Here is a 23,873-nt window from a genome sequence, read left to right as displayed (position 1 = left end):
GAGCCTCGCTTTTGGAGGAAGCGCAGTCAACCGAGGTCCGCGTCGCACTCGGCTTCGGTTAAAAATGGCCATGACTTCATCAGGACGCAAACATCAATGGACGACGATCTAGAGGCACGCATCCGGTCTGGCCAGGCACTGTGTGAATCGATGGGCAACTTTCATGTGACCGGTTGGTCTCCCGAGCGCAAGACGCTCGGCGCGGCATTCACGGTGCGACGCGAGTATTGCCATACGAACGGAACGATCGCACAGGGTGGATTCATCACGGCCTGGCTGGACGCTGCCATGGCCCACGCCGTGATGCATGACACGGATCACACGCAGACGGTATTCAGCCTCGAGATCAAGGTGAGCTTTTATGAAAAGGTCGGGCCCGGAGAGGGACGGGTCGAAGGGCGAGTGGTCAAACGCGGCAAGCGCATTGCATTCCTTGAAGCAGCGCTCTACAACGCGGAAGGCAAGCTGGCCGCCGAGGCCTCCTCAACCGGGATCCTTGCCAGTCTCTAGCGCGGCTCCAGCGTGGACGAACTTCGAGCTGACGATGGCCTACAGTCTCGTTCATGACGCGCATTTCGATACCGGACGCCCCGAGCGATTACGCCCTTTTCATCAGTGAGCTGAAGGCCCGCGTGGCCGCAGCGCGCCTGTCGGCGGCACGTGCCGTCAATCGTGACCTGATCGCGCTTTACTGGGACATCGGTAAGGCCATCGTGGACAAGCAGTCTGCGCAGGGATGGGGCCAGTCTGTCGTCGAGCAGATTGCGCGCGACCTGCGCGCCTCATTTCCAGGCACGCAGGGGTTTTCGGCGCGCAATGTGTGGGACATGCGTCGCTTCTACGATGAGTACTCGCGTCCGGAAATACTGCGACAACTTGCCGCAGAAAGCGGCGGGCCGACGCCGCGGCGTTCGAAGCATTCCATTGCGGCGACTCCATTCGCCGAGGGAGACAGCGGATTTCTGCGACAGCTTGTCGCAGAAGTTCCCTGGGGACACCACCTGCTGCTCCTGAGCAAGCTGAGCGATCCGGTCCAGCGAATTTTCTACTTGCGCGCGTGTGCGGCCTATGGCTGGAGCCGTAGCGTACTGCTCAACCAGATCAAGGCTGGCGCCTACACTCGCTCACGGTCGGAAGGCAAAAGCCACAACTTCCCGCTGGCACTGCCCGTTCACCTGGCCGAACAAGCCGAGGAGGCGCTCAAGAGCAGCTACAACCTGGAATTCCTGGGCGTGCGTCAGGCGATCAAGGAGCGCGAACTCGAGAACCAGCTGACAGACAAATTGCGCGACTTCATCCTCGAGCTGGGTTATGGTTTCTGTTTCATAGGTCGACAGCATCGACTGACTCTGGGGCGCAACGAGTATTTCATCGACCTGCTGTTCTATCACCGCTTCCTGAAGTCGTTGGTCGCCGTGGAGCTGAAGATCGGCAAGTTCGAGCCCGAGTACGCGGGGAAGATGGATTTCTACCTGAATCTGCTCAATGAGAAAGAGCGCGCACCCGACGACGCGCCATCGATCGGCATCATCCTGTGCGCGGAGAAGGACAACCTGGAAGTCGAGTTTGCGCTCAAGAGCAAGTCCAACCCGATCGGCGTCGCCGAGTACCAACTTCAGGCCAAACTTCCGGCCGAGATGAAGGGCAAGCTGCCTACCGCGCGGCAGCTCCAGGAAATCGTGCGGTTGCGCAGTCGCGAGTCTTGATCCAGCGGGGTGGGCACGGATCGCCGCAGCGCTGAGGGTGGGCGCGTCCTGTCATCGATCCGAATGCTCGCCTTGGCCGATCACATCGGCGGGACCCACAGGGCGATCAGCGAGAGGTGGGCTGGATAGAAGACGTAGAAGATCCACCGATGGCGCGGCAAGGGAACCTCGACCTTGCCCGCAGCCCAGATGAGCGGCAGAGCGGCCAGTGCAGCAAAGTTGCCGTTGATCGGAAAAAACGAGACCGTTGCCAGCACCCACAACAACAGCCGACGAACGCTCGGCCTTCGGACGAATGCCCAGGCGCCCAGGCAACAAAGCAGCGCCGGCCACCAGAACTCCACCGCCGCCCCGCCAATCAGGAACGCGACCGCGGCCAGGGAACGTGCGGCCAGGCCGCCTTGCTCGAGCAGCCAAGTGATCAGTGTTGCCAGGAGCAGGGTGGCGAGGATGTTCAATGGCCACCATCCGACCAGGTGAACAAAGGCCGGCGTTGCCAGGAGGGCGAAGATCGCCAGGCGCCCCATGACCCGCAGATGTACGCCGCGCTCGCGCGCCCCGGGGCGCGCCAGGTGGGCCATGAGTACGAATCCGAAGAGCGGCATCACCATGCGTCCCAGCGCATACAGCGTGGGGCTCGACTCATGCAGCATGTACTTGTTGACGTGGTCACCCGTCATGAGCAACAGGCCGACCCATTTGAGCGCTTCGAGCGAGCCGTTCGAGATCGACCAGTCGCTCACGAGCGAGCCGGTCTTCAATCGATGGGGTACCTGGAGCCTTCGAGACATGCCGTGGCATTCCTTGAATTTCGCGTGCATCGGTGCGCCGGTGGCAGCCAGCGGACTGGCGTCAAGGCCGCCATCGCCGGATCGGCTCGTACGACAGCGTTTTGCCACTCAGGGGCGGTGGCGTGCGCGCAAATCCTGAGGCAATGACAGTGGACGTCGCCCGACGGGCCCGCTCGATCCCTAGACGCGCTCATGGTTCAACTCTTCCTCCCGGAGACTAGGCGTGCGCTGGCGCGTACGTGATCCGGGGCGCAGGCGGAGGTCGGGGAGGCGGAGGGCGCGGCCTTGCCCCAGTGCATCCGCCATCCGCTCGCGAATCAGTTGGACCAGGCGCTGCTGGGAGTCAGGATCGCCGGTCACGCGCCGCGCGTACTGCTCGGCAAGCTTCAAGTCTGCCGCCGCCGTGGCCAGTTCAGGATCCCGCTGCCGCATCTCATCGGACAGAAACTCGATGTTGCGCACGCGCTCTGCCCGCTGTTTCATCGCGCGCAGGTGATCGGGCGTCTCCACACTCCACCGGCCACGCTGAAGCGGGACTTTTCCTTCGCCGACAAATTCGCCGTTCGCATTCCGAGCGGCGGCGCGCACGTGGACCGGCTGGGTGCCGTGATGCATGAGCACCACTTGGTCGCCGATGCGCGGTTGCGAAGCCGACTCCGCGAGGGCTCGCTCGAGATCGACACCCCAGATGGTGCGGTCACCAGCCTGCGTGCGCACCATCACATAGAACGACATGCGCTGCGCGGGGTCAAACTGGTAGGGTACAGCGGCGGCTGCCAACAGCACGCCCCTGACAGGGGCGCTCACCCGCCTGGGAGCCTCCTGCGGCCCCTCGGGCGCTCGATGATCGGAAGGACGTTCTGATCCGGCAGGGGTGGGGGCTGCGCGCGCGGCGGCCGTCTCGCGATCCGCCGATGTCAGCGCCGCATCCGGCGCCCTTTCTTGCGTGAGCCGCGCTCTCTCCGATGCGCGCTGCATCTGAAGTACCTCGGCTGGCGTCGGCGCATAGCCGCGGACCTCGATGCCGCGCAGGACGGCTTCGCGCCACATGCCCCGGCGGAAAGCCTCGGTGCCTTCGAGCTCGATGACCTTCCAGCCGCGCGCTTGTGCGATCGCCGCAACGCTGTTCAGCACCTCGTGGTTCTCGGTACGCACGCGGATGCCGCCGCCGTCGTCGATGAAGGCGAGGGTCCGGTCCGGGAAGAAGTAACGATTGTCGACGCGAAGGTAGCGACGTTCGATGGCATCGGGTACCCGGCGATGGCCGCGATTCGACCCAGGCAGGTGTCCCTGCACGGCGCGAGCGACCGCCTGCGGGGCCATGCTTTCCGTCCCGATCGGCGGCTGGTGTTCGGGAAAATGGTTTGAGGACACTGCGGCTCCTTTCCTACGCGCTGCTCTGCAAGACGTCCGGACCGACCGCCCCGATTGGATGCATCATCAGTCCAGGATTCGCGCCATGAATTCATCGGCGCGGCGCTTCATGTCCTCGTCGCTGAGCTTCTCGGTGGGAATCTCCACGTCGTCGAAGTCGAACGAGAAGTCGTCCAGCTTCAATTCATCGTTGAGGACGTCGCCCGGCTCGGCGCTGGCTGCCTTCACCGCCGGTGCGCAGCCGCCATCCTGCGCCATGGCACCGGTGACGGCACCGGGGCTCAGGTCGGATACGTGTTCATTGCTATCGGACGTTGGCGTTGGCGCGTGTGCCACGACGGGGTCGGACCTGTTCACGTCCAGCTTGGGCACCCGTGGTGGTGGGCGCTCGCGCGACGCGAAGAACCTGTCGCGAAAATAGAGGATGCGGTGCGCCAGCACCGGCCGCAAGCCCTCATAGAACAGGATCATTCGATCCGGGCCCAGTTCCTTGATCTCCTGGGGCAGCAGCAGGCGGCGCGGCTGCTCACTGATGCTGACGGTCGCCGTCTTGCTCCCACCGCTCCACATCGGGCGGCTGATGCTTTTCTGCCGGACGGTGCAGGTGCCCAACTCGCGGGAGATGGCCTCGGCGTCCTCGTACTCCTTGGGCGGGAACACGATGCGCGCGGCCAACATCTTGCGGATCGACTTGGCGCCCTCGATGCCGTATCTCTCGATCAGCTGCGAATTGGACTGGACGATGATGACGGCTCGCACGTTGTACCCGGGGAGGAAGGCCGTGGAGTCGGCGATCACGGGGATGCGCCCGAGCGCCGGAAACTCGTCAAGCATCAGGAGCACCTGGTGGCGAAGCTGCGGATTGTTCTCGGGCAGTTCGCGCGTCTGCAGGCCAATGGCCTGCTGGAAGAACAGGTTCAGGAGCGGCTGCAGCCGGGCGATGTTGTCGGGGTTGATCTGGACATAAATCGTGATCGGGCGCTTGCGCAGCTCCCGCAGTTCGAAGTCATTGGCTGATGTGGCTGCATCGATCATCGGATTGAGCCAAAGATCCAACCGGCTTGTGAAGGTCTTGCGGATGCTGGAGGCCGTGGTCGGCGCCAGGTCGATCACGTCATAGAGGCTCTGCACGGCCTCCTGCGACAGCGGATACCCGGCGCGCTCGCAGGTGTCGATGACGCGCTTCCAGTGCTTTTGAAATCCCTCGGCGTCGCTGGCCATGCCCTGGCGCAGCACCTCGCCAAGGGTGCGCCTGGCGCCCTCGGTCTCGAAGAGGTAGAGCGCGATGCCCAGGAAAAGCGATCGGGCCGACGAGGTCCAGAAGGGATCGCCCGCCTGGGGATCGGGAAAGAGCATCGTGCCGATGCGCTGCAGATCGTCAATGCAGCGGTAGGGCGTCTCGGACACGTAGCCAAGCGGATTCCAGCGTGCCGAGCACTCGCGCTCGGACAGGGGATCGAACAGATGCACTTCCTGTCCATGGGCCGCGCGAAAGCCTGCTGTGCGCGTGAAATTCTCGCCCTTGATGTCGCTGACGATGGCCGAGCCAGGCCAGTTCAGCAGGTTGGGAATCACCACGCCGACACCCTTGCCGCTGCGCGGCGGCGCCTCCAGCTCAACGCCCTGTTGGCCGGGCAGCACCAGGTAGTGGTTGCCGAGGCGGCCGAGGATGATGCCTTGTTCATCCAGGAGGCGAGCCTTCGAGATTTCTCGCCGGGTGGCGAATCGTGCATTGCCGTGCAGGGGGCGGCGGCGCGGCAGCACAGCGATGCCGACAAGGCCGAACATCAGACCTTGCGAGCCTGCCAGCGTCGCAATGAGGACACGACGCACGTCCGGCCGCTCGCCGTAGGCCTGCCAGTATCGCGGGAGAGTCCATGGCGTGGCGTCCTGCGGCGGCAGTCCCATCGCCGCCAGAAACGCGTAGCCGGCGACATACATGCCGACCATCGCCGCGACGAGCAGCGCGACGGCGATCCGGAAGGGACTAGGCAAGCCTTCGGATCCTGTCGCCGGGGTCATACCAGATCTCCCGCACGATGCGCCGCTGCAGGTCGTCCCGGCGGTCTCGTGCGCACTGCACCACGATGTCCACGCTCATCTGGGCCAGTTCCACGCCTTCGCGCGTGCTCATGCCCTGTCCCGCCTGACTGCGCTTCATCAACTGCGCAAGTGCCACAAAGGCCATCTCCGCACTGTCTGCGTGCACGCTGGTGATCGACCCCGGGTGGCCGGTGTTGACGGACACCAGGTAGTCGTACACCTCTTCGCCCGTGCGAAGCTCGGACACGAACACGCGGTCGGGGCGTTGCCGCTTGGCTCCGGCGAGCAGCTGGCCGGGGGTGACCGAGGACTGCCCTTGGGCACCCTGGGAATAGAACAGTCGCACATGGTTGGGCTGGTTGCGCAGCGACAGTTCCTTGACGTCCTCGATGGTGATCAGCCGGTCCTCGGCGGGCACCTCGAGGATCAGTGCCTTGCTGACCGTGGTCTTGCCGGAACCAGTGGCCCCGGACAGGAGGATGTTCTTGCGCAGCTGGACGGCACGACGCAGGAAGTGCACGAATTGCCTGCGGGCGAGCAAGCCAGTCAGTTCCAGGTCTTCCGGTGAAAGGGTTGCCAGACCAAGCTCCACCGGCGTCGCAGGTGCGCTGCGCGTGGATTCGAAGATGCATCGTCTTTCCAACTCCTCGAGGGTCCAGAGGGCGTTGGAAGGACGCCGAATCGTGATCGAGACGGTCCGGTCCAGCGTCGCCGGCGGCAGCACGATCTGGATCCGCTCACCCCCGGGCAAGGTCGCGGAAAGAAGCGGTTCGTTTGCCGAGATGCGCTGGTGCGTGAAATTGGCCACGAGCTTGGCGATGGCCATGCACCAGTCGAAGCTCGCGAAGGGCAACTCTTCCCGCGTCCAGCCGGATTGCCTCTCCACAAAGGCCACCCCGGGCTCGTTGATGCAGATCTCGGTGACGTCGGTGTCGCCCAGCAGCCGGCTGAGCGGGCCTAGGAAGAGGGCGAGCGACGTGGGCGGTGCTACGGCGGTGGCCGAAGACGCGAAGGCCGGCGTTGGCTGCCCGCCTCCGGCAACCGTGTGGGCGTCCTGATCAGGGGACGTTCGGCTCGGCTCGAAGCGCATAGACAGGCCTGAAATCCACGTCGCGGGCGACCAAGATCTGGATCCGCTCGCCTTGGTTCTTGATGACAGTGGGAGGAATCGAGACGCTGCCGCGCAGGACCTCCGTGATGACGTCGCGGCTGCCCTGCGGGCCTAGCACCACGCCGCCGCCACTGCCCACATTTGGGGTGCTTTGCTGGCGTGCAGCGATCGCCTGCATCGCACCGTCGATCACCGAGATCAGGACCGCGGCACCGAAGCGGTCCCAAAAGTGGGTGTCGACGAACCCAGGAAGACCGCTCCTTCCCAGCGCGTCTGTGCCCGGGGACGCCAGCTGGACCACCACGCCTGTCGGCGTGCGGGCCTCGTTCCACAGGACGAAGACGCGGCCCTGCCCCTGGCGCGGCGACCCCCGTTGCTCGCCGACATACTTGGTGCCGCGTTCGAGCAGCACGACCTTGCCGTCGGCCCCGTAGATGTCGCTGGCGCCGATGCAGGTCGTCATGCCTTCGTAGGTGGAATCGATGGCGGTCTCCAGGGTGCAGTCGATGAAAGCGCCCTTGGGCAGAAGCATGCGTTGCGTGGGCAGGGTGCGGGCGGTGACGGCCGGGGTAGAGGTGGGTCGGAGGCTGGCGCCCAGCTGACCGCCGCCGACGGCTGCCGAGCTGGCATTGCCCGGCTGAAGTGCGCCGAACAGTTGTGCCATGCCGGGCACATTGCCGGGGGCCATGCTTGGATCGGCGAAAGCGTGCGGCGGGGCGGCACCTGTGGGCTGCGCTGTTTGCGCGCGTCGAAGTACCGGCGCCCCCAACTGTCGTTCGAGGGCGATCTGTTCGGGCGTCTTCTGCGGCGGGCCTGCATTGGCAACGGTTGCTGGCGGCGGCGAGAAGGTCGGAGCGGCGATCGTCGTGGCGTCTGGCAGCGCCTTCGGCGGGTCGATGCGGCCCAGCGGGGGCACTTTCATCTCGCCGCCCGCGCGTGCTGCGGCCGCCTTCCTGGCAGTTTCCTCGGCTTCCCGCGTCTTGGCGTACTGGGTGTTGTAGTACCAGAACAGGAACCCCGCGCCCAGCAAGATGATTGCGGCCAGCGCGAGCGAGCCGCTGACCCGCGATTGGACGGAGCGCTCGCGGTTGACCGAAGGGATGGATCGCTCGCCTTGGATCGCGGTGTTGGATGCCGCTACCCGCGAGGGCCGTTCATCCGCATCTTTGACGCGATGCGAGGGCAGAATTTCCCCGGTATCCGGATCGATTTCAACCGAGCCGGCTTGCTGGGGCGGATGGCTTCCAAAAGCGCAGCGGACCTGATCCAGCCAGCTCATGGTCCCTCTCCTGCAGTCAGCCGCCGCACGCCCGGTGCGCTGGTGTTGGTCGAGGTCCGGGCGCCGCCCCCCACGAAGGACTGGTTGATGACGCAGCCGACCAACTCGCCGCGCCGCAGTACGAAGCGGCGCGCCACGCGGTGGATGACAACTTCGTCGTTCTCGACATTGAAATTGAGCAGCGATTCGGAGCCGTCGTCGTTCTGGACGAACATGGCCGGGAATTCCGAGCGTGCCTGGAAGCGCAGCCGGGTTTGCACCCCGTCGTCGAAAGCGCCCATGGGTCTGAGCGATTCGCCGCCACAGTACCAGTAGTTGGTGTTGTGGGGCCGGCCCGCCGCGCTCTCGCTCATGCGCGCTTCGGTTCGGCGGCGCTCTTGGTCCGCGGCCGCGGCACGGGCGTCGTCCTCGGGGTAGGTAAAGCGTATCGAATACACCATTCGCCGTGCAGCGGCGCCTGCGGGCGCTGACGCGCCGACGAGGTAGTCGAAATGGTAGGCCCGCCTGTTGGTGAGCACGGTGAGGTTGGTCGAGGCTCGCGCCTCCTTGGGTTTGATGAAGAAGTGGTTGCGCTCTGCGCCAACGTCGAAGGCACCGTTGTCACCGGAGCCGAGGTTCACAAACTCTTCGCCTTCGGCAAACTGCAGGTGGATCTGAAAGCCGACATAACCCTGCAACCTGACAACGTCATCGGGTCTGTAGGCAACCACCCGCACCCGGGCGTCCACGTTTCCAGCCGGCGGGATCGTCAGGGCGTGGCCGACCGGCGTGGTGAGCAAGACACTCGTTGCCAGCCCAATCGCGAATGCAAGACCGCGGTGCGCGTGTTGGCGGTTCATCGCGCATCCTGCCTGTTTGGCGCAACGCCGGCTGCGGCAACCTCGGGCTCACGTCGATACTCCACCACGCGGAAGCCCAGCGGGTTCAATGAGCGCATCTTGTCGTCCCGCGACGGAGGTACAAATGCAAATTCGATCGTGGCGAGCCAGTGACTGGCCTGCTCCTCCCCGGTGCCGCCGGCGCGCGTGTAGCGCGTGAAACGGACCTGGGCCAGCCGGTCCTTTCCGCTTTCGAGTCTGAGAAAGGTGACTGAGCGCACCTGCGTGCGGATGGCCGTGCCGTCTTTGTAGACGTTCAGGGGCGAGGCTGCGTTCTCGGTCGCCCACATGGCCGCCCATTCCTGGTTGAGACGGGCGGAGTTCTGCGAGGCAACCAATTCGTAGTCTGCCTCGGCAGTGCCGTAGAAATAGCGCTCCCGCGCGATCACGTAGTTCTGAAGCAAGTTACGGGTCACCACTTGCTCGATATCCGTCGTGCCTTCGTAAGTGGGCACGATATCGACGATCCCGCTGCTGCTGTCGACGCGGATCAGTACCGGAACGGGTTGCTTCAGTGGCGTGAGGCCGCGGATGGCTGCAACCGCGAGCAGCCCGATGACGATTGCCGTCGCAGCAACGGTCCAGGCGATCCTGGTCGATCGTTCCGCGTGGCGTGCGCGATCGAGCTCCCAGCTTTGAGCCTCGAGCAGGTAGTTCTCAAGGGCGGCGTGCCGGTGCATTGACCGCTCCTGAGATCGTGGCACTGGGCAGTGCATTGATAGGCGTGAGAAGCCCCTTGCATTCCGGCGGCATTGGCGGGCTGGTGCCGCAGGCCGCCAGGATCAACGCAAGCAGCGGAAGCGCAGCAGTTGGTTTCATAAGAATCCTCCGTCACTGGCGGATGCCCGAGGGGCTGGACATCACTTGCTCTCTGGGAAGCACTTTTCCACCGCGGCGCGGGTCGCCGATGCCTGCGATGGAGGCGGCGCCAGCGCCGACGCGATTACCTGCAAGGCGACGGAATGAGTCCCAGCGACTGCCCGGCTCCCGACGGAGGCCGTCCAGCACGCCTCGGCCGAATTCGTAGCTGGTGCGCTTGGCGCTGCCTATTGCCCACCGCGTTAATCCGCTGGCGAAGCCGAACGAACTGAGGGCAATGCCGCTTGCGAGCCCTGCAGCAATGGACAGGACTTGACGCATGACAAGAAGTACCAGCGAGGCACAGAGAACCATGTTTAGCGCATCGACGGTGACGATCGCTGCTCCGCGTGATGCAGTTTGTGTCGCGTAGGAAGACACCATCTGGAGCATGAAGCTAGCCACCAGAGAAGTCAAAATGGCGACGAGCGCATAGTTGGCCAACTGAGCAATCCATGCTTCGAAAAATCTTCGTGTGGCCTCGAAGAAAAGCAAGCATATGAATATTGGTCCTAGGGCCAGAATCAGCGCCAATGCAATCTTGGACAGGGCAAACAGGAAAAGCGCGTAGACCGAAACGCCACCAACGATGAAATAGACGATTGCTCCGGCCAGATAGAACCCAAAGTCGCCGTTCAAAACACCGCCCTTGTTCCAAAGGCTTGATGCAACAGCACCGCCCTTTTCCCAAATCGTGTCAATCACCGATATAGGGTCGGGAGCACCGGTTATAGAGGCGGACAGTTGAATCGGCGCACTGAAGAACGTGTCGACGATGACGCCGTTGAACAACCAGAGCTTCAGACCAAGTCCGAGAATGATTGCTACAAAAAAGATGCGTTTAACGCCTTCCCAAATCGGCTCTTGAATTCTCCCGGTGAGACTGAGAAATCCCCAAATCATCACGTAGATGGTTGCGAGCGTTACTACAGCCGGTTCGATAGCACCTGCAACGACGGCCGTTTTAGCCGCGACGTAGTCGGTCAGCTGTGAATTCAGCCAAGTCCAGAATTGCTGGAAGAACACGGTTCACCTCATCCAACGATTCATCTATCGGAGCCGAGAGTGGGCGAGATCGTCGGCTGAAATCGCGTCTGGAAGTTCCCGTGATCGGGAATTGACGCTGTGGACTTCGGCGCTGGCGACTCAGTGGGCTCGATCTCAAGTGGTACCGAAGGCGATTCATGCTGCCGCAACCAATAGTTTCCTCCCGCAGCTAAAAATCCAACGACGGTGATGATGATGACTGTGCGGAACATGGCGGTTCAGGGGTTGGGAGAGAACCTCGTGGTGAAACCACCGTGACCGGAAATGATTCGCTCTCGAGTGCGTTGCTCCTGCGCAGCCTCCCCCGCTCTAGCAATCTGATAAAGGCTTTGCAGCTTCGTCTGTTCATTGGTGAGCATGGTCTGCTCAGCCTGAATCCTCGCTTGAAGGTCCTGAATCGCCTTGGGATCGTGGGCCGCGGCGATGCGGTTGATCAATAGCTGCAGTGCGGAGAAGCGCTGGCTGGTGCTCTGGTAGGCGCTCTGAGTCATTCCGTTGAGCATCGCTGCCGACTGTCGGCCCTGTTCGACGATCTGGCGCAAGTCGGGACTGAGCGTGTCCATTTGCTTTACGGACAGGATGCTGTTCGCTTTCATGATCGACTGCACCTGGTTTGCCAATCCTGCATAGCTGGCCGACGAGCCGCTGAGGACATTCGTCAGCTCGCCATAGCTGGGCGGCAGGTAATTGCGTGCGAGCTCTGAAGTCGGCAGCACCTGCTCCATGCCTCGCGTTCCCGTCAGCGCGTTGTGGGTCTGAGTGAGCTGGTCCTTGGAGTCCTTCAACTGGTCGTACTGTTTCTGCATTGCTGATATCTGCTGCTGCCAGTACATCACCTGCTGAATCAGGTTGGCGACGGCCGTGACGTCGATCACCGGGATGCCGGCTCGTGCATGCAGCGGCATCCAAAAAGATGTTGCGGCGAGAACGGATACGAGCATGTGCTTAAGCATGGAAGACCTCCTTGGGCGAGTTCGAACGAGCCAAGCGATCGGCAAGCGCCGCGCGGAAAGGCGCGAGCCATTGAGCAGAATTCGGGCCGCACCTTTCGATGCACTCGCACATGAGGCGGACGTTGCTGGTGCGTCCGGAGATGACATGCAGGAGGTCATCGAAGCCATGGAGGTCGAGCTGTGCGACCACACTGACATGGTTCTGCTTGATGAGGAATTGACGCGATCCGGGCTCGAGTTCCTGCTTGATGAGCGCGAACTCCCGGTCCGTCAGATTGAAGCCCTGTGTGTACTCCTCGTAATCCGCCTCCGGGTTGGGAAACAGGATCTTGGTGGGCGTCTGCTCGACGATCGCTCGCGCGATGCTGGAGTCGAGCACATGGCTCGTGCTCTGGGTAAAGGTTGCAATGTTCGCGTTCTTCTTGCGCCAGGTCTCCAACCCGTTCTTGGCGAAGCGCGCGAAGGCAGGATCGCTCAGCAGCTTGGCAAATTCATCCATCCAGCACACGAGCGGGCGGCCATCGACCATGCGCTCGACGAGATGGAAGAGGTACATGGTCAGCGGTGCGCGAATGACCTCGTTGTCCAGGAAGTCGGTCACGTCGAATCCGACCAGCGGGTGTCGAGCAAGCAGGGGGGCGACCTGGTCGTGGTCGTTGTCGAAGACCCAGGCATAGTCTCCGTGCTCCGAGGCGCACCACTTCCGAAGACGCGCATGCATGCCTTCCGGGTCTGTCACGTCCAGAAAGGCAAGGAGTCGGGAGAGACACCGGAAGCGCAGATCCAGCTTCAGCGTGCCATGCAGGGCCTGGTCGAGATCGTCTTCCTGACGCACCGTCAGGATGTCGTTGGGTGTTCGCGCGACCAAACGCCGGAGCCACAGCCGCATGAACTCGACGTTGTCGGGGACCGAGTCATCGAGCTGCAGGGGATTGCAGCCGGTTGGCTGCCCATTCTTGAGAGGGAGGTACCGGCCGTCCAGTGCGCGCACGAGGATGTGCAGCCCTTCATCCTTGTCGAAGATGACTTGGGTGGCGTCGAGGCGATTGCAGATCGCCACCATGCAAAAGCCCAGCAGCGTCGTCTTGCCCGTTCCGACGGGCCCGACGCCTGTGATGTGGCCAACGTCCCGGCGACTGCCGCCGTCGTTGCTTCGCGGATCGCTCGCATGCAGCGAGAAGTAGTAGGGGGAACCGGCCCGGGTCATGAACATGGTCAGTGCGTCGCCCCAGAAGTTGCCCGTCGCTCGGCCGATCGGGAAATTGTGGAACGGCGACATGGCGGCGAAGTTGCGGCTGGTCATGGGAGCCTTGCGGCTGCGATAACCGAAGTTGCCCGGCAGCTGCGCCCAGAATGCCGCCTCCAACGCCAGATCTTCCCGAGCCACCACCATTCCCGTGTCACCCAGCAGATAGCGAGCGCGAGCCACGTTGTCATTGAGCTCTTTGACACGGCGTCGGCCCTCGGCCTGGTCGGAGGCGTCGGAGGCATCGGCGAGCACTTGAAGGGTGAAGTGGTGGTCGCCCACGACGAATCGATTGCTCACCAGGTCGTCCAGTGCGTCCTTCAGTTCCTCGGCTTGGGAGACAGCCAAATCGCCGGCGGCCGCCATCCGATGGTGCTGGCGGCTCATCATGTCGGTGGCGGTGCTCCTGGACAGAAAGGTGAAGCTTTGCGTGAGTACGAAGGGGAATGGCGCGGTCAGAAGGCCGCTGAACATTCCCGGCGCCGTGGGCGTGGGATATTCCTTGATGCCGAGGAACGCGCCGATCCGCGTCTGGGTACCCGTGCGGTATTCCATGGCCTCGTTGCCGAAGAAAGGCCGCGTGGTCGCCAGGACCTCGTTCAAGGGCGAGCGGGTCAGGGGCATTCGCTGCCATTCCCCGTTGACAAGCAGGCCGTGAAACTCCGCAAGAGATGAGAAATGCGCATCCTTGCCCGGCAGTTGATAGATGCCTAGCGGCTGGGGGTCGTAACGCTCCAAAGCGGCGAGCAACTCCTCACGCAGCTTGGCGCACATGTCCAGTGAATCGCGCAGTTCGTTCTGGGCGCCTTGTGGATCCGTGCGCTTGAGCAGACGCAGTGCAGCGTTGCCGATGCGGGTAGGCTGCGGCCTGAAGACCACCGACAGGTACAACTCGTTGACCATCAGCCGCTCGCCGGACATCTTTCCGCAGTAGCGCTGCTCAAGTTCGTGGGCGAAGCCGGGGACCGTTCGCCCGGCCGGATAACCCACCTCGCGACGTCGGATCACATGGGTCCACAGTGCGAGATTCGGCGACGCGAGGTTGCGCAGCAGTACATTGAGGCGCTCGTGCCAGCCGTTGATGTCGTCGTCGTCCGCGCTTTCGAAGCTCGTGCCGGCCAGGCGCAGGGTCTGGACATAGTCGCCCGCGCGCGTTCTCACCACATGCTCGTCCATGTGCGACGAAAGCGGAATCATCGCTGCGGCATCGACCTCGCGGCGCAGCGTCTTCTCGGAGCGGGAAAGCAGTTGCATTGGCGGATTCCGAGTCAGATCACCGATGCCGCCGCTGTCCGCCGGCGGCAGCCCCGCAGGTCGGGCATGTCCAGCGCCAGCGGGCTGTAGGAGTTGGCGTGCCAGAACCGCAGATTGCCGGCAAGCAAGGCGGGAAGGCGCGTGCGCCCCCACAGCTGAAGCAGGTCGAAGAAGCGCGGCTCGTACAGGCACAGCAGGCAGAGCACACCGTGCAGCGGCACGAAGGCAAGCAGCCAGGCAAGGTTCTTCGTCACGATGAACGATTCCGTCGTGACGAGGATGTTGAACATCATGGCTGAATAGGTGACGCCCCAGACCATCGGGGGCCGCGTCATGCCCACGAACAGGGGATCGGCGGTGATGCCTTGGTTGCGGCTCATGGGTCAATTTCCTCAGACACCGAACAGCCCACGGATCCAGGACACGATCTGCGGGCCACCGAAGACCAGCACGGTCCCGATCACCACGGCGACCATCCACCACCAACTCAGACGCCCGAACCAGGCCATCGCGCCGGAGACCATCACAGCGACCGCCGCAAGCGGTGTCAGGATGGCAACGAGCTGCTGTTGGGTGGCATTCGCGCCAGTCGCGAACGGACTTCCTGCCAGCGCGGCTTCGGGATGGGTGATGACTAGCGCTGCGACGAACAGCAGGCCGAGGCACTGGGCACGGCCGCAGACGTCGCCCGCGGGCCGGATGCGGGCATGCCGTATCGGGCCCCGACCGCGCTTTGATCCGTGGTGTTGATCCGGATAAGAGAATCCCTTGAGCTGCGGTTGGCTCGGTGCGACGGATGGTGGGCGCCATGCTGGCTGGCGGTGCATGCTGGTGTGCGCGGGGATGCGCCCACAACAAGGTCCCGTGGCGACTGCAAACAGAACCCGACTGGGGATCGAGATGGTGGTCATGGGGAGACTCCTGTGGGAAGCTCGGGAGCATTGCGAGCACCGTAGTCAGACAAAGTCGAACCAGCGCGAGAGACAGGCAGGCCGGCATGCGTGCGGCTGCGATAGACATCCCACCAGGGTGCCTGCGCCGCGTCCATGTTCAAAGTGGGGCGGTTCTTGGCCTGGGGAGCAGGGGGCTTGAGCGCAATGGCTCGGCCCGCGACGGCGGACGTCATTCCGATCTCCCGCTTGAGGCCCGCAATGTCGTCAAGCGTGCGAAGACGCTGCGCCTCGCTCTCGTTCGCACCCTGCATGTCATTTGCGATGAGGCGCTCGGCCTTGCGGCGTACCAGGCTTTGCAACTGCTCTTCGGACCGTTTCAGCTCCTGGCGAAGAATCTCGACGCGGTCGTCGTCTCGGACGGCCTGTACCGGCGGGGCGATGATGTGCGATGCGAGGGGGCCGGCCTGTGCGCGCACCCTGTCCGCGTGGAGCATCAAGGCCGCGGATGCAAGGAGGGAAAGCCAGATCGTTCGCCGGCCCCTACCGAACACATCGCTGCAGTGAACATCCGTCAGTTGCATGGGACGCAATGTCCGACTTGGCCCTGCACGTGTCGACTATTTCTTTTGATAGTGGCGCAGATCGGGGCGGACCGCCAAATTTCGTGAGCGTCGCTGCACGGCGGTCGAGCCTGAGGAGCAAGTCATGGGCAACGTGGTGATCTTTGGCAACCAGAAAGGCGGCGTCGGCAAGTCCACGCTGGCGGTGCTGTACGCATGCTGGCTGGCCGACGTGCGACGTCAGTCGGTATGCGTGATCGACCTTGACGCGCAGGCGAACAGTTCGAAGTCTCTCCGCCGGTTCACGGCGGGCGTCGAGGCGACGCAGCTCTTTGGACAGCAGATGCGGTCGATCAGTCCGCCGAGCGACAAAACCATCGCCCTGGTGCCGGCCAGCAAAAAGCTGGCCGACATCGAACTCGCGCGGGCAGAGATGGTGATCCCCGCGTTCCGCAGCAATGTGACAACACTGGCACGGGACTTCGACGCCGTCGTGATCGACACGCCGCCGGCGTTGGGCCTGCGTTTGAGTGCGGCGCTGATCGCCGCGAACGCCGTGACCTGCCCGATCGAGCTGGAGGAGTACAGCATCGACGGAGTCGCCGACATGCTCAGAACCATCTTCGGTGTCAGACGGCGCTACAACCCCCAGCTGAGGCTGGCGACCATCGTGTTGAACCGGTTCAATCCGCATTCATTGCGGCAGAAGGCGGCGATGCAGGACCTGGCCTTGAATTTCCGGGAGTTTGTGCTGCCGGCACGGATCTCGACGCGCTCTGCGATTCCCGAAGCGCTGGCCGCAGGCTTGCCGGTGTGGCGGCTGCCCAAGAGCGCGGCACGCGAGGCCAGTCTCGAAGTGATGCGGGTGTTTGAGTTGCTGCAGCAACGCATCGACGGCTCGAGCGAGCCGACGCCAGTGGATGCGCCGGCATGAATGCGGCGGATGGACTGGATCTGGGCGTCCTGTCGCAGTTCAGGGCAGCGGATCTGCTCGCGGGCGACGCTGTCGGCGCCAGCCCGGGCTCGCCGATGCAAGTGGCGCTCGACCGCATCGATCTCGATCCCCTCCAACCGCGTCGTCGGGTCCGCAATGAACCGATCGAGGCGCTCGCCGACTCGATCCGGCAGCATGGGGTGCTCGAGCCAGTCTCGCTGCGAGGTCATCCCGAGCACGAGGACCGTTACATGGTCAATCGCGGCGAGCGCCGCGTGCGCGCGGCGCGCCTGGCGGGGTTGTCCGCCGTTCCAGCGTTTTTGGATGAGCGGATCGATCCGTACGCACAGGCGGCGGAGAACCTGCACCGCGAGGACATGTCGCCGTTCGACCTGGCGGACTTCATTGCCGAGCGGGAAAGGCAAGGCCACTCGCGCGCCGAGATCGCACGGCGGCTCGGACGGCCGCGCTCTTTCATCACCGAGGCCGCACGGTTGCGCGACGCACCGCAGCAACTGCGAGCGGCCGTGGATGAGGGCCGGGTCGGCGGCGACGTGCGGATGCTTTACCAGTTGGTCGCCGTCGCGCGCGATCGACCACAGGAATTCGATGAGTTGCTCTCTCGTGGCGGCCCCATCGGTCGCGTCCAAACCGCCGTGGGCTCGCGTTCGCTCGCGTCGCGCGAAAACGCGACGCCCGCTGCGGGCGGCGCCGCCAGGGCGGTCAGTGCCGGCCGCACGGTGCTTGTGGTGGAGCATGGTGGACGGCGTGGCTCGTTGCGCATCAAGGCGCAGGATGGCAACGTCGGCGAGGTCCAGTTCGGTGATGGGACGCGGGCCATGCTCCCATTGGCGGACTTGCGGCCGGTGTGCTGGGCGACGGAGGAGTAGCGATCGGGCCGCTGCGCCGACGGGCATCGATGCTGCAGCGCATTCGCCGCACACGGCCGCGGCTGGCACCTTGCATCGGGTGCCTCGCCATCGCGCTGGCGGGGCCTGGATCGGCTAGGCGCGACGGACGCTTTTCATCATCATGTGGCGCGTCCGGTATTCGCGCGGCGTCATCCGCAGGTCGCGAACAAAGGCCCGGCGCATCACTTCCTGGGATCCATAGCCGCATTGCGCGGCGATGGCCTTGAAGGGACGTGTACTCGTCTCGATCAGGCGGCGGGCCGTGTCCAGGCGAATCTGCTGCACGCCACGCCCTGGCGAGAGACCCGTTGCGCGCTCGTAGAAGCGTACGAAGGAACGGATGGACATGTGAACCTCCTGCGCCAGGCGGGCGACGCTGAGCTTCTCGTGCAGATGGTTCGCGATCCATTGATGCAATGCATCGACCCGGGCGTCCGGTGCGGGCAGGTTGGTCGGCACTTGACGATGGCGAGGGACGCCATGGCGATGGGGGCAGGGGCCAGGCGGGTGCGACGAAAGCCGTCGCGCGAATTCAGTGCCCCTGTCCTCCTCGATCCAGGACAGCGCGAGGTCCCTACCTTGGCCGGGTTCAGCAATGCGCCAGGCGCGCGTTCCGATCCGTCCGACGACGCGGTCGCGTCCCTTCATCCTGCGCCCAGGCGCGACTGGTGCGGCGAGCGGGCGTCGCCGCGCTGCTTTTGTGTCCTGCAGCAGCGGCATCCACGCCTTGGTGCCCATCAAGGCGCACCGGCGCAGCTGTCTGCCGTTGTCACGCAACCACTCGCGCAGGCGCGGCACGCTTGACGGGCCAGTGACCGGGGTTGGATCGCCACTGATGACGAGCGAGGCCGTGCGACCCACCAGCTGGCGCGGCAATGCACTGGTCGAGAGCGCCACGCCGCTGGAACTCAGGACCGGGCCGCCTGCGGCAGAGGTCAGTCGAAGGTTGTAACCGGCAAGGTTGTCTCGCCGCCGGCGCAGGGTCCTCGCGGCAGCCTCAAAGACAGCGCGCATGTCGACGACATCGACAAGAAGAAAGCCGGGAAACAGCAGGAGCCAGACCTTGTGCATCGTGAGAAGCCAACGTGTGGGGAATCAACCGGCACCCTCCCGGACCCGTGCCGAACTGCGCCAGTGCGCGCGAGGGCGAAGCTCGCGAGATTGGCAGAAATGGTGGTGAATTTTGCCTCCAGGCGTGGGAGAGCGCTTCTAGACTTTCGGACCCACCTCGATCTCGCGCCGAGATGTCCAGTACGACACGGCGCGCCGGTGGCGCTGTTGCGATGGCTCGAGGACTGAAGCAGAGCCGCGCAGTGGCACCTGCTCGATGGCGTCAGTACAGCGTCGACTGCGCGACGGAGCAGGTGGGAAATGCCCACGACGCAGGAAGAGCAATGATGAAAGATTGGACCCAAGACGTTCTCGCGCGATTGAGCGAGGCGAGTGAGCCGCACCAGGTGCTCGCGCAGATCAGCGCGGCAGCCAGGCACCTGGGCTTCGAGCACTGCGCCTACGGACTGCGCGTTCTGGTGCCGTTGACGCGGCCCAAGACGGCGATGCTCAGCACGTACGACTCGCGATGGAACCGTCGCTACCTCGATGCGGGATACCTCGACATCGATCCGACCGTGGCCCACGGCGTTCGCAGCGGCGCACCGGTCATCTGGAGCAACGAGGTCTTCCGTACTGCGCCCGGGCTGTGGGACGAGGCGCGCTCGTTCGGCCTGCGCGTGGGGTTTTCTCAATCGGTCTTCGAGGCCGATGCGCGTGTCGGGATGCTGTCGCTCGCCCGCTCGTGCGAGTCGCTGACCACCGCCGAGATGCGCGCCAAGGACACGCTGCTTCAGTGGCTGGTCATCACTGCCCACCGCGCGCTCTGCCCGCTCCTGGGCGAGAGCCCGCTCAAGGGGATCCCCCCGCTGAAGCGGCGGCAGGTGGAGCTCTTGCGCTGGACGGGCGATGGCAAGACGAGCGACGAGATTGCTTCCATCGTCGGGATCTCGAAGCCCACGGTCGAATTTCATTTCAGGAATGCCATTACCAGCCTGGGCGTCAACAACAAGTACGCGGCAGCGACGCGCGCCTCGCGCCTGGGCCTTCTGAACTGAAGGGTGATCGTCGCCCGCGTCGTTCGGTCGCGGGCATCTCATGCCACAGCGGCGGTGCGACGGTCCCGCCGCGAGGCCCAATCCTTGTCCACTTCGATCAAGCAGGCGAACAGGTGCTGTCCCTCGACCAGCACCGGTGGCGCCACGCGGTGCGTTGGCAAGCCCGCGCGGCGCAGGATGCGCTCGATGCCCAATGGCGAGGCGCAGATCAGTCGCTGTCCGCCCTCCTTGGCCACGGTGCGCATCGCGACACCCAGCATGTCCAACGCGAGCGACCATGCCTGCGGATCGTCGCCGGCGCCAACCTGCGCGCCGTCGGCCACAGCGAAGCGCGACAGCTCCCAGACCTTTGGCGAGCACGGCGCAGGGTTACCGCCGAGCAGTTGAGGAAAGACGCTGGCCAGCAAATAGGGCCGGTAAGTCGGCAACAGGCGACTGGTTCCAACGACCCGTCCATCCGGATCGCGCGCGATCAGATAGATAGTGTCTTTCCGGTCGAACTCGTCCAGTTCGAGCCTGCCACGCGTATGGAGCTTCCAACCCAGCTTCTCGACGAAGACGTGGTGCCGGTAGCGCGCCATGTCGAACAGCACGTCCGCGGAGAAAGACTCGACCGTTCCCGCAATGATCTCCATGGGGCCACCTCGCTGAATGAGGCCGCATTACAGCCCGATGACAGAAGGGGGAACACTGTCATATTTAATAGGCCGGGAGCGAGGAGGCGTGCCGTCCGCGTGGCAACGACGCCCGTGTGCGCCATGCTTTCCTTGCCACTTGAGTCCGAGACAAGCTCGCGCTCGCGTGTGCGTCCCTCGGACTGAAGCAGCGCCGTGAAGTACGGGTCGAGGTCTAGAAAACAGTGCGTGTGCGTGATGCATTGGCACTAAAGTTCGGGACTGACCCCCTTTGGACCAGAGAGCAAATTGGCATGCTGGCAGACTGCTTACTGCCAGAACCAGACCGTCGTGGTTTGTGCAGAATTCGCTTCTAACCGGTCGTTTGTTTGAATCATCCTCGCGCCACTCACATCATCAATGGACCGCTACCCTGACATTGCCGAGCTCGAATCGTTTTTTCAAACGGTGAGCATCTCTGAATCCGGCGGCGCTGCAGATGAATGGCACTACGACCTTCTGCGGTTCGAGTTTTACTCGGGAGGTGAGCGCCTGATTTGTCGCTTTGCTCCGGCGGATGGGACCATTGCCTTCAACTTTTCGACGGGCGGTTAATCGAGATGGGACATCGCGCTGGGCGGCCTGAGTTCGCTGGATGTGGAAAGCTCAGCGGGACGTCTGCTTCTCGTGGGGCGTGTGAAGACGGTCGGACTTGAGCAACTTATCAAGGTTGCCGTCAGCCCACGAGTATCCTTTTCTTTGGGGTCGACAGAGGTTCTTCAGCCATGAATCATTCGGACGCGCAAATTGCAGCAGTCGGCCAGAACCAGACATACAGCAGCACCTTCGAAATGAACTTCCTTCGCCTGACGATCGACGCTCTTTGGCAGGATTCAGATGCAATGGTCGAGATTCGCGTCGCCCTGATCGGGGCCGGCTACGCCGCATGGGAAGAGGTGTACCTCTACCCCGACACGATCCCCCTCTTTGCTAGACAGTTGACAGCGTTCTCAGGGGGAGCCCGAGAGGAGGTCGTTCTTGAGGCAGGTTCGACTGAACCGAATGCTCACAACTGGCTGCGACTTCGTGCCCACGTGATCGATTCTGTTGGGCACTGCGCACTTCAGTTCTCGTCGATCAGGAGAGGGGCGCCTGTTGTTGCACACCACTTCGATTTCAGTCTTCCTGTCGAAGTCGCGGCATTAAATGACATGGGAAAGCAACTGGGCTCGTGGTCGCTGTCGACCGGCGCCACTTTCACATTCGAAGCGCGGTGCGACTACGTGCTTTCATGATCCACGCTCGGCCACAACCAGTCGTTCGCCAGCGGGTTAGATTCGCGCCTATGACATGTTCACGAACACCTCTGGAGGCCGCCGCTGGCAAGCTGATTGCGGCGATTCAAAAGGAGTGGGGCAACGAAGCTGGCGAGCCGCAGTCGGCTGAGAGCGAGAACGTGATGCATGCGGCCCACGAACTTCTACAGGCCGCATCCAAGTTCGGGTCAATCGTGAGCGTCATCAGTTCGGGTTCCGTATCGGCTTTCTTCGGCGAGCAGTGGGTGCAGGCGCATCCGGGAGTCCTGCCGTACATTGCGGTCCTTGAAGGCGATGCTTGAGCAACGGACGGCAAGCGGCCAGTACCTGCCGCTCAACCACGTCCGCTTTCTAAGGCATTCGCGATAGCGGCTTCAAGGCTTGCAACCAATGCTTTTGCCTGCTCGACGCTCAACTCGATCTCCGTGTTCGCCACTACACAGTCGTCGGTGATCGCTTTGTCGTCAAATTGCTTTTCGGAAATGTCGAGATCAGGATGAATTTCCCACGTCTCGATGTTGATGTGAGCAGGGTGAATATTGGTGACTTCCAAGAATCCCTGTCGATAGCGAACATCGTTAAAGCGAATCTTGCTAGGACCCATGTCAGTAGCTCCTCGGTTGGGAGTGAGAGGATAGCGTTCGTCACCGGCCTCAGTCCGAACTAATGCCCGCTTGGCGGCGTTTCGTCGAGTCGCAGCCACTTCCGGCCTGGACCCAAAGCTCCGTCGGTCGCAACCGGCTACATTCGGCCAGAAGCGGTCTTTCGGCGTACCGATTCGAACGACCGCTTCAGACTGATTGCAGATATTAGGTGCGCCGACGTTGAAGTCGGCTTCCGCGGCAAACCCGCCCTCGGGAGCCTACGGCGCCGACGAACTGGCAGCACGTGCTCAGCCACTTGCAAGCTTTCTTGCGATCGTCGAAGTACAGCGACCAACCGGCGGGAACAGGGACTTATGTCGATGCCATTGACATTGCTTGGCACCAGGCATGAAGCTGACAAAGGTTCTGCGCTTTTCCTGCTTCGGTCAGTCGGCTCCGCTGTGCCCATATCCGGGTGCTCGACAAAGCTCGTCCACTTCCGGTCATAGTCCATCCGATCGAAGTGCACCACCAGGAAGTGGACGAAAGTTCGCACCTTGGCGGAAATGTGGCGCCGACTTTGAAATGCGATGTTGATCGTGAGCCGCGGCAGATCCCACTCGTCCAACACCGAGACGAGCCGTCCGGCTACCAGGTCGTCGTACAGGATGTATTTGGGCTGTACCAAGATGCCCATGCCGTCGAGCGCGGCTGCGTGCAGCACCAGCCCGTCATTCGATTCCAGCAGGCCTTTCGCATGGAGAGTCCGCACTTCGTCGTTTTGGCGGAACGTGAGCTCGTTCGGCGTGTTGCTGTAGGTGTAGAGCAGGACGGGGCGGTTTGCCAGCTCCTCGACGGTGCGGGGTGTGCCTTGGGCATCAAGGTAGCCGAGTGATGCTGCCAGGATGCGGCGCGTGTATGCGAGCCGGCGGATGGTGATGCTGGAGTCGTTCTCGAATTCACGGGTGCGGATGGCCACGTCGATGTTGTTGTCGATCAGGTCGTAGTACCGGTTGGACACCTCGACATGCACATTCACGTTCGGATAGCAGTTCGTGTACTCCTTCAGCAGCGGTGCGATGTGATGCACCGAGAACGACAGCGATGCGGTCAGGCGCAGAGTGCCGGTGGGGTTGACCACGGTCGCGCTGACCGCCGACTCGGCTTCTCTGACATCGGCTAACACGCTCTTGCAGCTTTGATAGAAGTCCTGCCCCACCTCCGTCAATGAGAGGCAGCGCGTGCTGCGCTGGATCAGCCGTGCGCCGACCCGCTTCTCCAGCGATCCAAGGTGCCGGCTTGCCGCCGCGTTCGACAAGCCCAGCGACTGCGCTGCGCGCGACATGCTGCAGAGCTCGGCCGTTTGCACCAGCAGCTCCATTTCTGTCCAGCGATCCATTCTTGTCTCCTGCT

General features: G+C 63.3%; 25 protein-coding genes. 8 read left to right on the top strand and 17 right to left on the bottom strand.

The window, feature by feature from the left end:
• Positions 1-96: 96 nt before the first annotated feature.
• Positions 97-510, top strand: coding sequence for a PaaI family thioesterase (locus RT97_RS05830; RefSeq protein ID WP_052810569.1), 414 nt, complete (start codon positions 97-99; stop codon positions 508-510).
• A gap of 53 nt (positions 511-563) precedes the next feature.
• Positions 564-1,706 carry a PDDEXK nuclease domain-containing protein gene (locus tag RT97_RS05825; protein WP_042577806.1) on the top strand — a complete coding sequence of 381 codons (1,143 nt, stop codon included), beginning with the start codon at positions 564-566 and terminating at the stop codon, positions 1,704-1,706.
• A gap of 80 nt (positions 1,707-1,786) precedes the next feature.
• On the opposite strand, the gene RT97_RS05820 is transcribed toward RT97_RS05825, so the two are convergent.
• The 13 genes from RT97_RS05820 to RT97_RS05760 all read right to left on the bottom strand — a co-directional run bounded on the left by RT97_RS05820 (position 1,787) and on the right by RT97_RS05760 (position 16,014).
• The gene (locus RT97_RS05820; RefSeq protein ID WP_253278146.1) at positions 1,787-2,467 is read right to left on the bottom strand and encodes a TraX family protein; all 681 of its coding nucleotides are present in this window, start codon (positions 2,465-2,467) and stop codon (positions 1,787-1,789) included.
• 210 nt (positions 2,468-2,677) lie between these two features.
• Entirely contained in the window at positions 2,678-3,871 is a 1,194-nt protein-coding gene (locus tag RT97_RS05815) for an LPD7 domain-containing protein (RefSeq protein WP_042577804.1), read from the bottom strand.
• A 66-nt stretch (positions 3,872-3,937) separates the two neighbouring features.
• The gene (locus tag RT97_RS05810) at positions 3,938-5,893 is read right to left on the bottom strand and encodes a type IV secretory system conjugative DNA transfer family protein (protein ID WP_042577803.1); all 1,956 of its coding nucleotides are present in this window, start codon (positions 5,891-5,893) and stop codon (positions 3,938-3,940) included.
• Positions 5,859-7,004 carry a P-type DNA transfer ATPase VirB11 gene (virB11, locus tag RT97_RS05805; protein ID WP_080898188.1) on the bottom strand — a complete coding sequence of 382 codons (1,146 nt, stop codon included), beginning with the start codon at positions 7,002-7,004 and terminating at the stop codon, positions 5,859-5,861. The genes RT97_RS05810 and virB11 overlap by 35 nt, the downstream gene beginning before the upstream one ends.
• Positions 6,973-8,304, bottom strand: coding sequence for a type IV secretion system protein VirB10 (virB10, locus tag RT97_RS05800; protein ID WP_042577802.1), 1,332 nt, complete (start codon positions 8,302-8,304; stop codon positions 6,973-6,975). Before virB10 ends, virB11 begins: the two co-directional genes overlap by 32 nt.
• The gene (locus RT97_RS05795; protein ID WP_042577801.1) at positions 8,301-9,143 is read right to left on the bottom strand and encodes a TrbG/VirB9 family P-type conjugative transfer protein; all 843 of its coding nucleotides are present in this window, start codon (positions 9,141-9,143) and stop codon (positions 8,301-8,303) included. Before RT97_RS05795 ends, virB10 begins: the two co-directional genes overlap by 4 nt.
• The gene (locus RT97_RS05790; RefSeq protein ID WP_042577800.1) at positions 9,140-9,862 is read right to left on the bottom strand and encodes a virB8 family protein; all 723 of its coding nucleotides are present in this window, start codon (positions 9,860-9,862) and stop codon (positions 9,140-9,142) included. The genes RT97_RS05795 and RT97_RS05790 overlap by 4 nt, the downstream gene beginning before the upstream one ends.
• A gap of 151 nt (positions 9,863-10,013) precedes the next feature.
• Complete coding sequence (locus RT97_RS05785; RefSeq protein WP_042577799.1) at positions 10,014-11,066, bottom strand: type IV secretion system protein; 1,053 nt, start codon at positions 11,064-11,066, stop codon at positions 10,014-10,016.
• Between the two features lie 239 nt (positions 11,067-11,305).
• Positions 11,306-12,040, bottom strand: coding sequence for a type IV secretion system protein (locus tag RT97_RS05780; protein ID WP_042577798.1), 735 nt, complete (start codon positions 12,038-12,040; stop codon positions 11,306-11,308).
• Positions 12,033-14,540, bottom strand: a complete 2,508-nt coding sequence (locus tag RT97_RS05775; protein ID WP_042577797.1) for a VirB4 family type IV secretion/conjugal transfer ATPase — start codon at positions 14,538-14,540, stop codon at positions 12,033-12,035. The genes RT97_RS05780 and RT97_RS05775 overlap by 8 nt, the downstream gene beginning before the upstream one ends.
• A gap of 14 nt (positions 14,541-14,554) precedes the next feature.
• The gene (locus RT97_RS05770) at positions 14,555-14,920 is read right to left on the bottom strand and encodes a type IV secretion system protein VirB3 (RefSeq protein ID WP_042577796.1); all 366 of its coding nucleotides are present in this window, start codon (positions 14,918-14,920) and stop codon (positions 14,555-14,557) included.
• A gap of 12 nt (positions 14,921-14,932) precedes the next feature.
• Positions 14,933-15,451, bottom strand: coding sequence for a TrbC/VirB2 family protein (locus RT97_RS33715; protein ID WP_253278145.1), 519 nt, complete (start codon positions 15,449-15,451; stop codon positions 14,933-14,935).
• Positions 15,448-16,014: a hypothetical protein gene (locus RT97_RS05760; protein ID WP_052810568.1), complete on the bottom strand. Its 567-nt coding sequence runs from the start codon at positions 16,012-16,014 to the stop codon at positions 15,448-15,450. Before RT97_RS05760 ends, RT97_RS33715 begins: the two co-directional genes overlap by 4 nt.
• Positions 16,015-16,138: 124 nt before the next feature.
• Here RT97_RS05760 and RT97_RS05755 point away from each other — a divergent pair, with 124 nt between their 5' ends.
• Together RT97_RS05755 and RT97_RS05750 are read left to right on the top strand one after the other, a co-directional pair.
• Positions 16,139-16,927 (top strand): ParA family protein, encoded by a 789-nt coding sequence (locus RT97_RS05755; RefSeq protein ID WP_042577795.1) that lies wholly within the window; start codon positions 16,139-16,141, stop codon positions 16,925-16,927.
• Positions 16,924-17,817 carry a ParB/RepB/Spo0J family partition protein gene (locus RT97_RS05750; RefSeq protein WP_042577794.1) on the top strand — a complete coding sequence of 298 codons (894 nt, stop codon included), beginning with the start codon at positions 16,924-16,926 and terminating at the stop codon, positions 17,815-17,817. Before RT97_RS05755 ends, RT97_RS05750 begins: the two co-directional genes overlap by 4 nt.
• Before the next feature lie 114 nt (positions 17,818-17,931).
• Here RT97_RS05750 and RT97_RS05745 read toward each other — a convergent pair whose 3' ends face one another.
• Positions 17,932-18,909, bottom strand: a complete 978-nt coding sequence (locus RT97_RS05745; RefSeq protein WP_042577793.1) for a GlxA family transcriptional regulator — start codon at positions 18,907-18,909, stop codon at positions 17,932-17,934.
• Between the two features lie 326 nt (positions 18,910-19,235).
• On the opposite strand from RT97_RS05745, the gene RT97_RS05740 reads away from it, so the two are divergent.
• Entirely contained in the window at positions 19,236-19,946 is a 711-nt protein-coding gene (locus RT97_RS05740; RefSeq protein WP_042577915.1) for a LuxR family transcriptional regulator, read from the top strand.
• A 38-nt stretch (positions 19,947-19,984) separates the two neighbouring features.
• Here RT97_RS05740 and RT97_RS05735 read toward each other — a convergent pair whose 3' ends face one another.
• Positions 19,985-20,581: an acyl-homoserine-lactone synthase gene (locus tag RT97_RS05735; RefSeq protein ID WP_042577792.1), complete on the bottom strand. Its 597-nt coding sequence runs from the start codon at positions 20,579-20,581 to the stop codon at positions 19,985-19,987.
• A 399-nt stretch (positions 20,582-20,980) separates the two neighbouring features.
• Here RT97_RS05735 and RT97_RS05730 point away from each other — a divergent pair, with 399 nt between their 5' ends.
• The 3 genes from RT97_RS05730 to RT97_RS05720 all read left to right on the top strand — a co-directional run bounded on the left by RT97_RS05730 (position 20,981) and on the right by RT97_RS05720 (position 22,178).
• Complete coding sequence (locus RT97_RS05730) at positions 20,981-21,175, top strand: hypothetical protein (protein ID WP_042577791.1); 195 nt, start codon at positions 20,981-20,983, stop codon at positions 21,173-21,175.
• 170 nt (positions 21,176-21,345) lie between these two features.
• On the top strand, positions 21,346-21,855 hold the full coding sequence (locus RT97_RS05725; protein WP_042577790.1) for a hypothetical protein: 510 nt from the start codon (positions 21,346-21,348) through the stop codon (positions 21,853-21,855).
• Positions 21,856-21,905: 50 nt separating this feature from the next.
• Complete coding sequence (locus tag RT97_RS05720) at positions 21,906-22,178, top strand: hypothetical protein (RefSeq protein WP_042577789.1); 273 nt, start codon at positions 21,906-21,908, stop codon at positions 22,176-22,178.
• A 32-nt stretch (positions 22,179-22,210) separates the two neighbouring features.
• Here RT97_RS05720 and RT97_RS05715 read toward each other — a convergent pair whose 3' ends face one another.
• Together RT97_RS05715 and RT97_RS05710 are read right to left on the bottom strand one after the other, a co-directional pair.
• Positions 22,211-22,480, bottom strand: coding sequence for a hypothetical protein (locus RT97_RS05715; RefSeq protein ID WP_042577788.1), 270 nt, complete (start codon positions 22,478-22,480; stop codon positions 22,211-22,213).
• Between the two features lie 137 nt (positions 22,481-22,617).
• Positions 22,618-23,859, bottom strand: a complete 1,242-nt coding sequence (locus RT97_RS05710; protein WP_080898187.1) for a LysR family transcriptional regulator — start codon at positions 23,857-23,859, stop codon at positions 22,618-22,620.
• Between the last annotated feature and the right edge of the window lie 14 nt (positions 23,860-23,873).

Source organism: Variovorax paradoxus (assembly GCF_000834655.1).
Taxonomy (GTDB): Bacteria; Pseudomonadota; Gammaproteobacteria; order Burkholderiales; family Burkholderiaceae_C; genus Variovorax; species Variovorax paradoxus_F.
Note: the sequence above shows the minus strand (reverse complement) of the source record. Positions and strands in the feature narration are given on the sequence as shown.

Excerpts from the sequence above, each read along its gene's own strand:
- RT97_RS05830 (WP_052810569.1), top strand. The coding sequence starts at position 97 with ATGGACGACGATCTAGAGGCACGCATCCGGTCTGGCCAGGCACTGTGT.
- RT97_RS05825 (WP_042577806.1), top strand. The coding sequence starts at position 564 with ATGACGCGCATTTCGATACCGGACGCCCCGAGCGATTACGCCCTTTTC.
- RT97_RS05810 (WP_042577803.1), bottom strand. The coding sequence starts at position 5,893 with ATGACCCCGGCGACAGGATCCGAAGGCTTGCCTAGTCCCTTCCGGATC.
- virB11 (WP_080898188.1), bottom strand. The coding sequence starts at position 7,004 with ATGCGCTTCGAGCCGAGCCGAACGTCCCCTGATCAGGACGCCCACACG.
- virB10 (WP_042577802.1), bottom strand. The coding sequence starts at position 8,304 with ATGAGCTGGCTGGATCAGGTCCGCTGCGCTTTTGGAAGCCATCCGCCC.
- RT97_RS05795 (WP_042577801.1), bottom strand. The coding sequence starts at position 9,143 with ATGAACCGCCAACACGCGCACCGCGGTCTTGCATTCGCGATTGGGCTG.
- RT97_RS05790 (WP_042577800.1), bottom strand. The coding sequence starts at position 9,862 with ATGCACCGGCACGCCGCCCTTGAGAACTACCTGCTCGAGGCTCAAAGC.
- RT97_RS05780 (WP_042577798.1), bottom strand. The coding sequence starts at position 12,040 with ATGCTTAAGCACATGCTCGTATCCGTTCTCGCCGCAACATCTTTTTGG.
- RT97_RS05775 (WP_042577797.1), bottom strand. The coding sequence starts at position 14,540 with ATGCAACTGCTTTCCCGCTCCGAGAAGACGCTGCGCCGCGAGGTCGAT.
- RT97_RS05770 (WP_042577796.1), bottom strand. The coding sequence starts at position 14,920 with ATGAGCCGCAACCAAGGCATCACCGCCGATCCCCTGTTCGTGGGCATG.
- RT97_RS33715 (WP_253278145.1), bottom strand. The coding sequence starts at position 15,451 with ATGACCACCATCTCGATCCCCAGTCGGGTTCTGTTTGCAGTCGCCACG.
- RT97_RS05760 (WP_052810568.1), bottom strand. The coding sequence starts at position 16,014 with ATGCAACTGACGGATGTTCACTGCAGCGATGTGTTCGGTAGGGGCCGG.
- RT97_RS05755 (WP_042577795.1), top strand. The coding sequence starts at position 16,139 with ATGGGCAACGTGGTGATCTTTGGCAACCAGAAAGGCGGCGTCGGCAAG.
- RT97_RS05750 (WP_042577794.1), top strand. The coding sequence starts at position 16,924 with ATGAATGCGGCGGATGGACTGGATCTGGGCGTCCTGTCGCAGTTCAGG.
- RT97_RS05745 (WP_042577793.1), bottom strand. The coding sequence starts at position 18,909 with ATGCACAAGGTCTGGCTCCTGCTGTTTCCCGGCTTTCTTCTTGTCGAT.
- RT97_RS05740 (WP_042577915.1), top strand. The coding sequence starts at position 19,236 with ATGAAAGATTGGACCCAAGACGTTCTCGCGCGATTGAGCGAGGCGAGT.
- RT97_RS05735 (WP_042577792.1), bottom strand. The coding sequence starts at position 20,581 with ATGGAGATCATTGCGGGAACGGTCGAGTCTTTCTCCGCGGACGTGCTG.
- RT97_RS05730 (WP_042577791.1), top strand. The coding sequence starts at position 20,981 with ATGGACCGCTACCCTGACATTGCCGAGCTCGAATCGTTTTTTCAAACG.
- RT97_RS05725 (WP_042577790.1), top strand. The coding sequence starts at position 21,346 with ATGAATCATTCGGACGCGCAAATTGCAGCAGTCGGCCAGAACCAGACA.
- RT97_RS05720 (WP_042577789.1), top strand. The coding sequence starts at position 21,906 with ATGACATGTTCACGAACACCTCTGGAGGCCGCCGCTGGCAAGCTGATT.
- RT97_RS05715 (WP_042577788.1), bottom strand. The coding sequence starts at position 22,480 with ATGGGTCCTAGCAAGATTCGCTTTAACGATGTTCGCTATCGACAGGGA.
- RT97_RS05710 (WP_080898187.1), bottom strand. The coding sequence starts at position 23,859 with ATGGATCGCTGGACAGAAATGGAGCTGCTGGTGCAAACGGCCGAGCTC.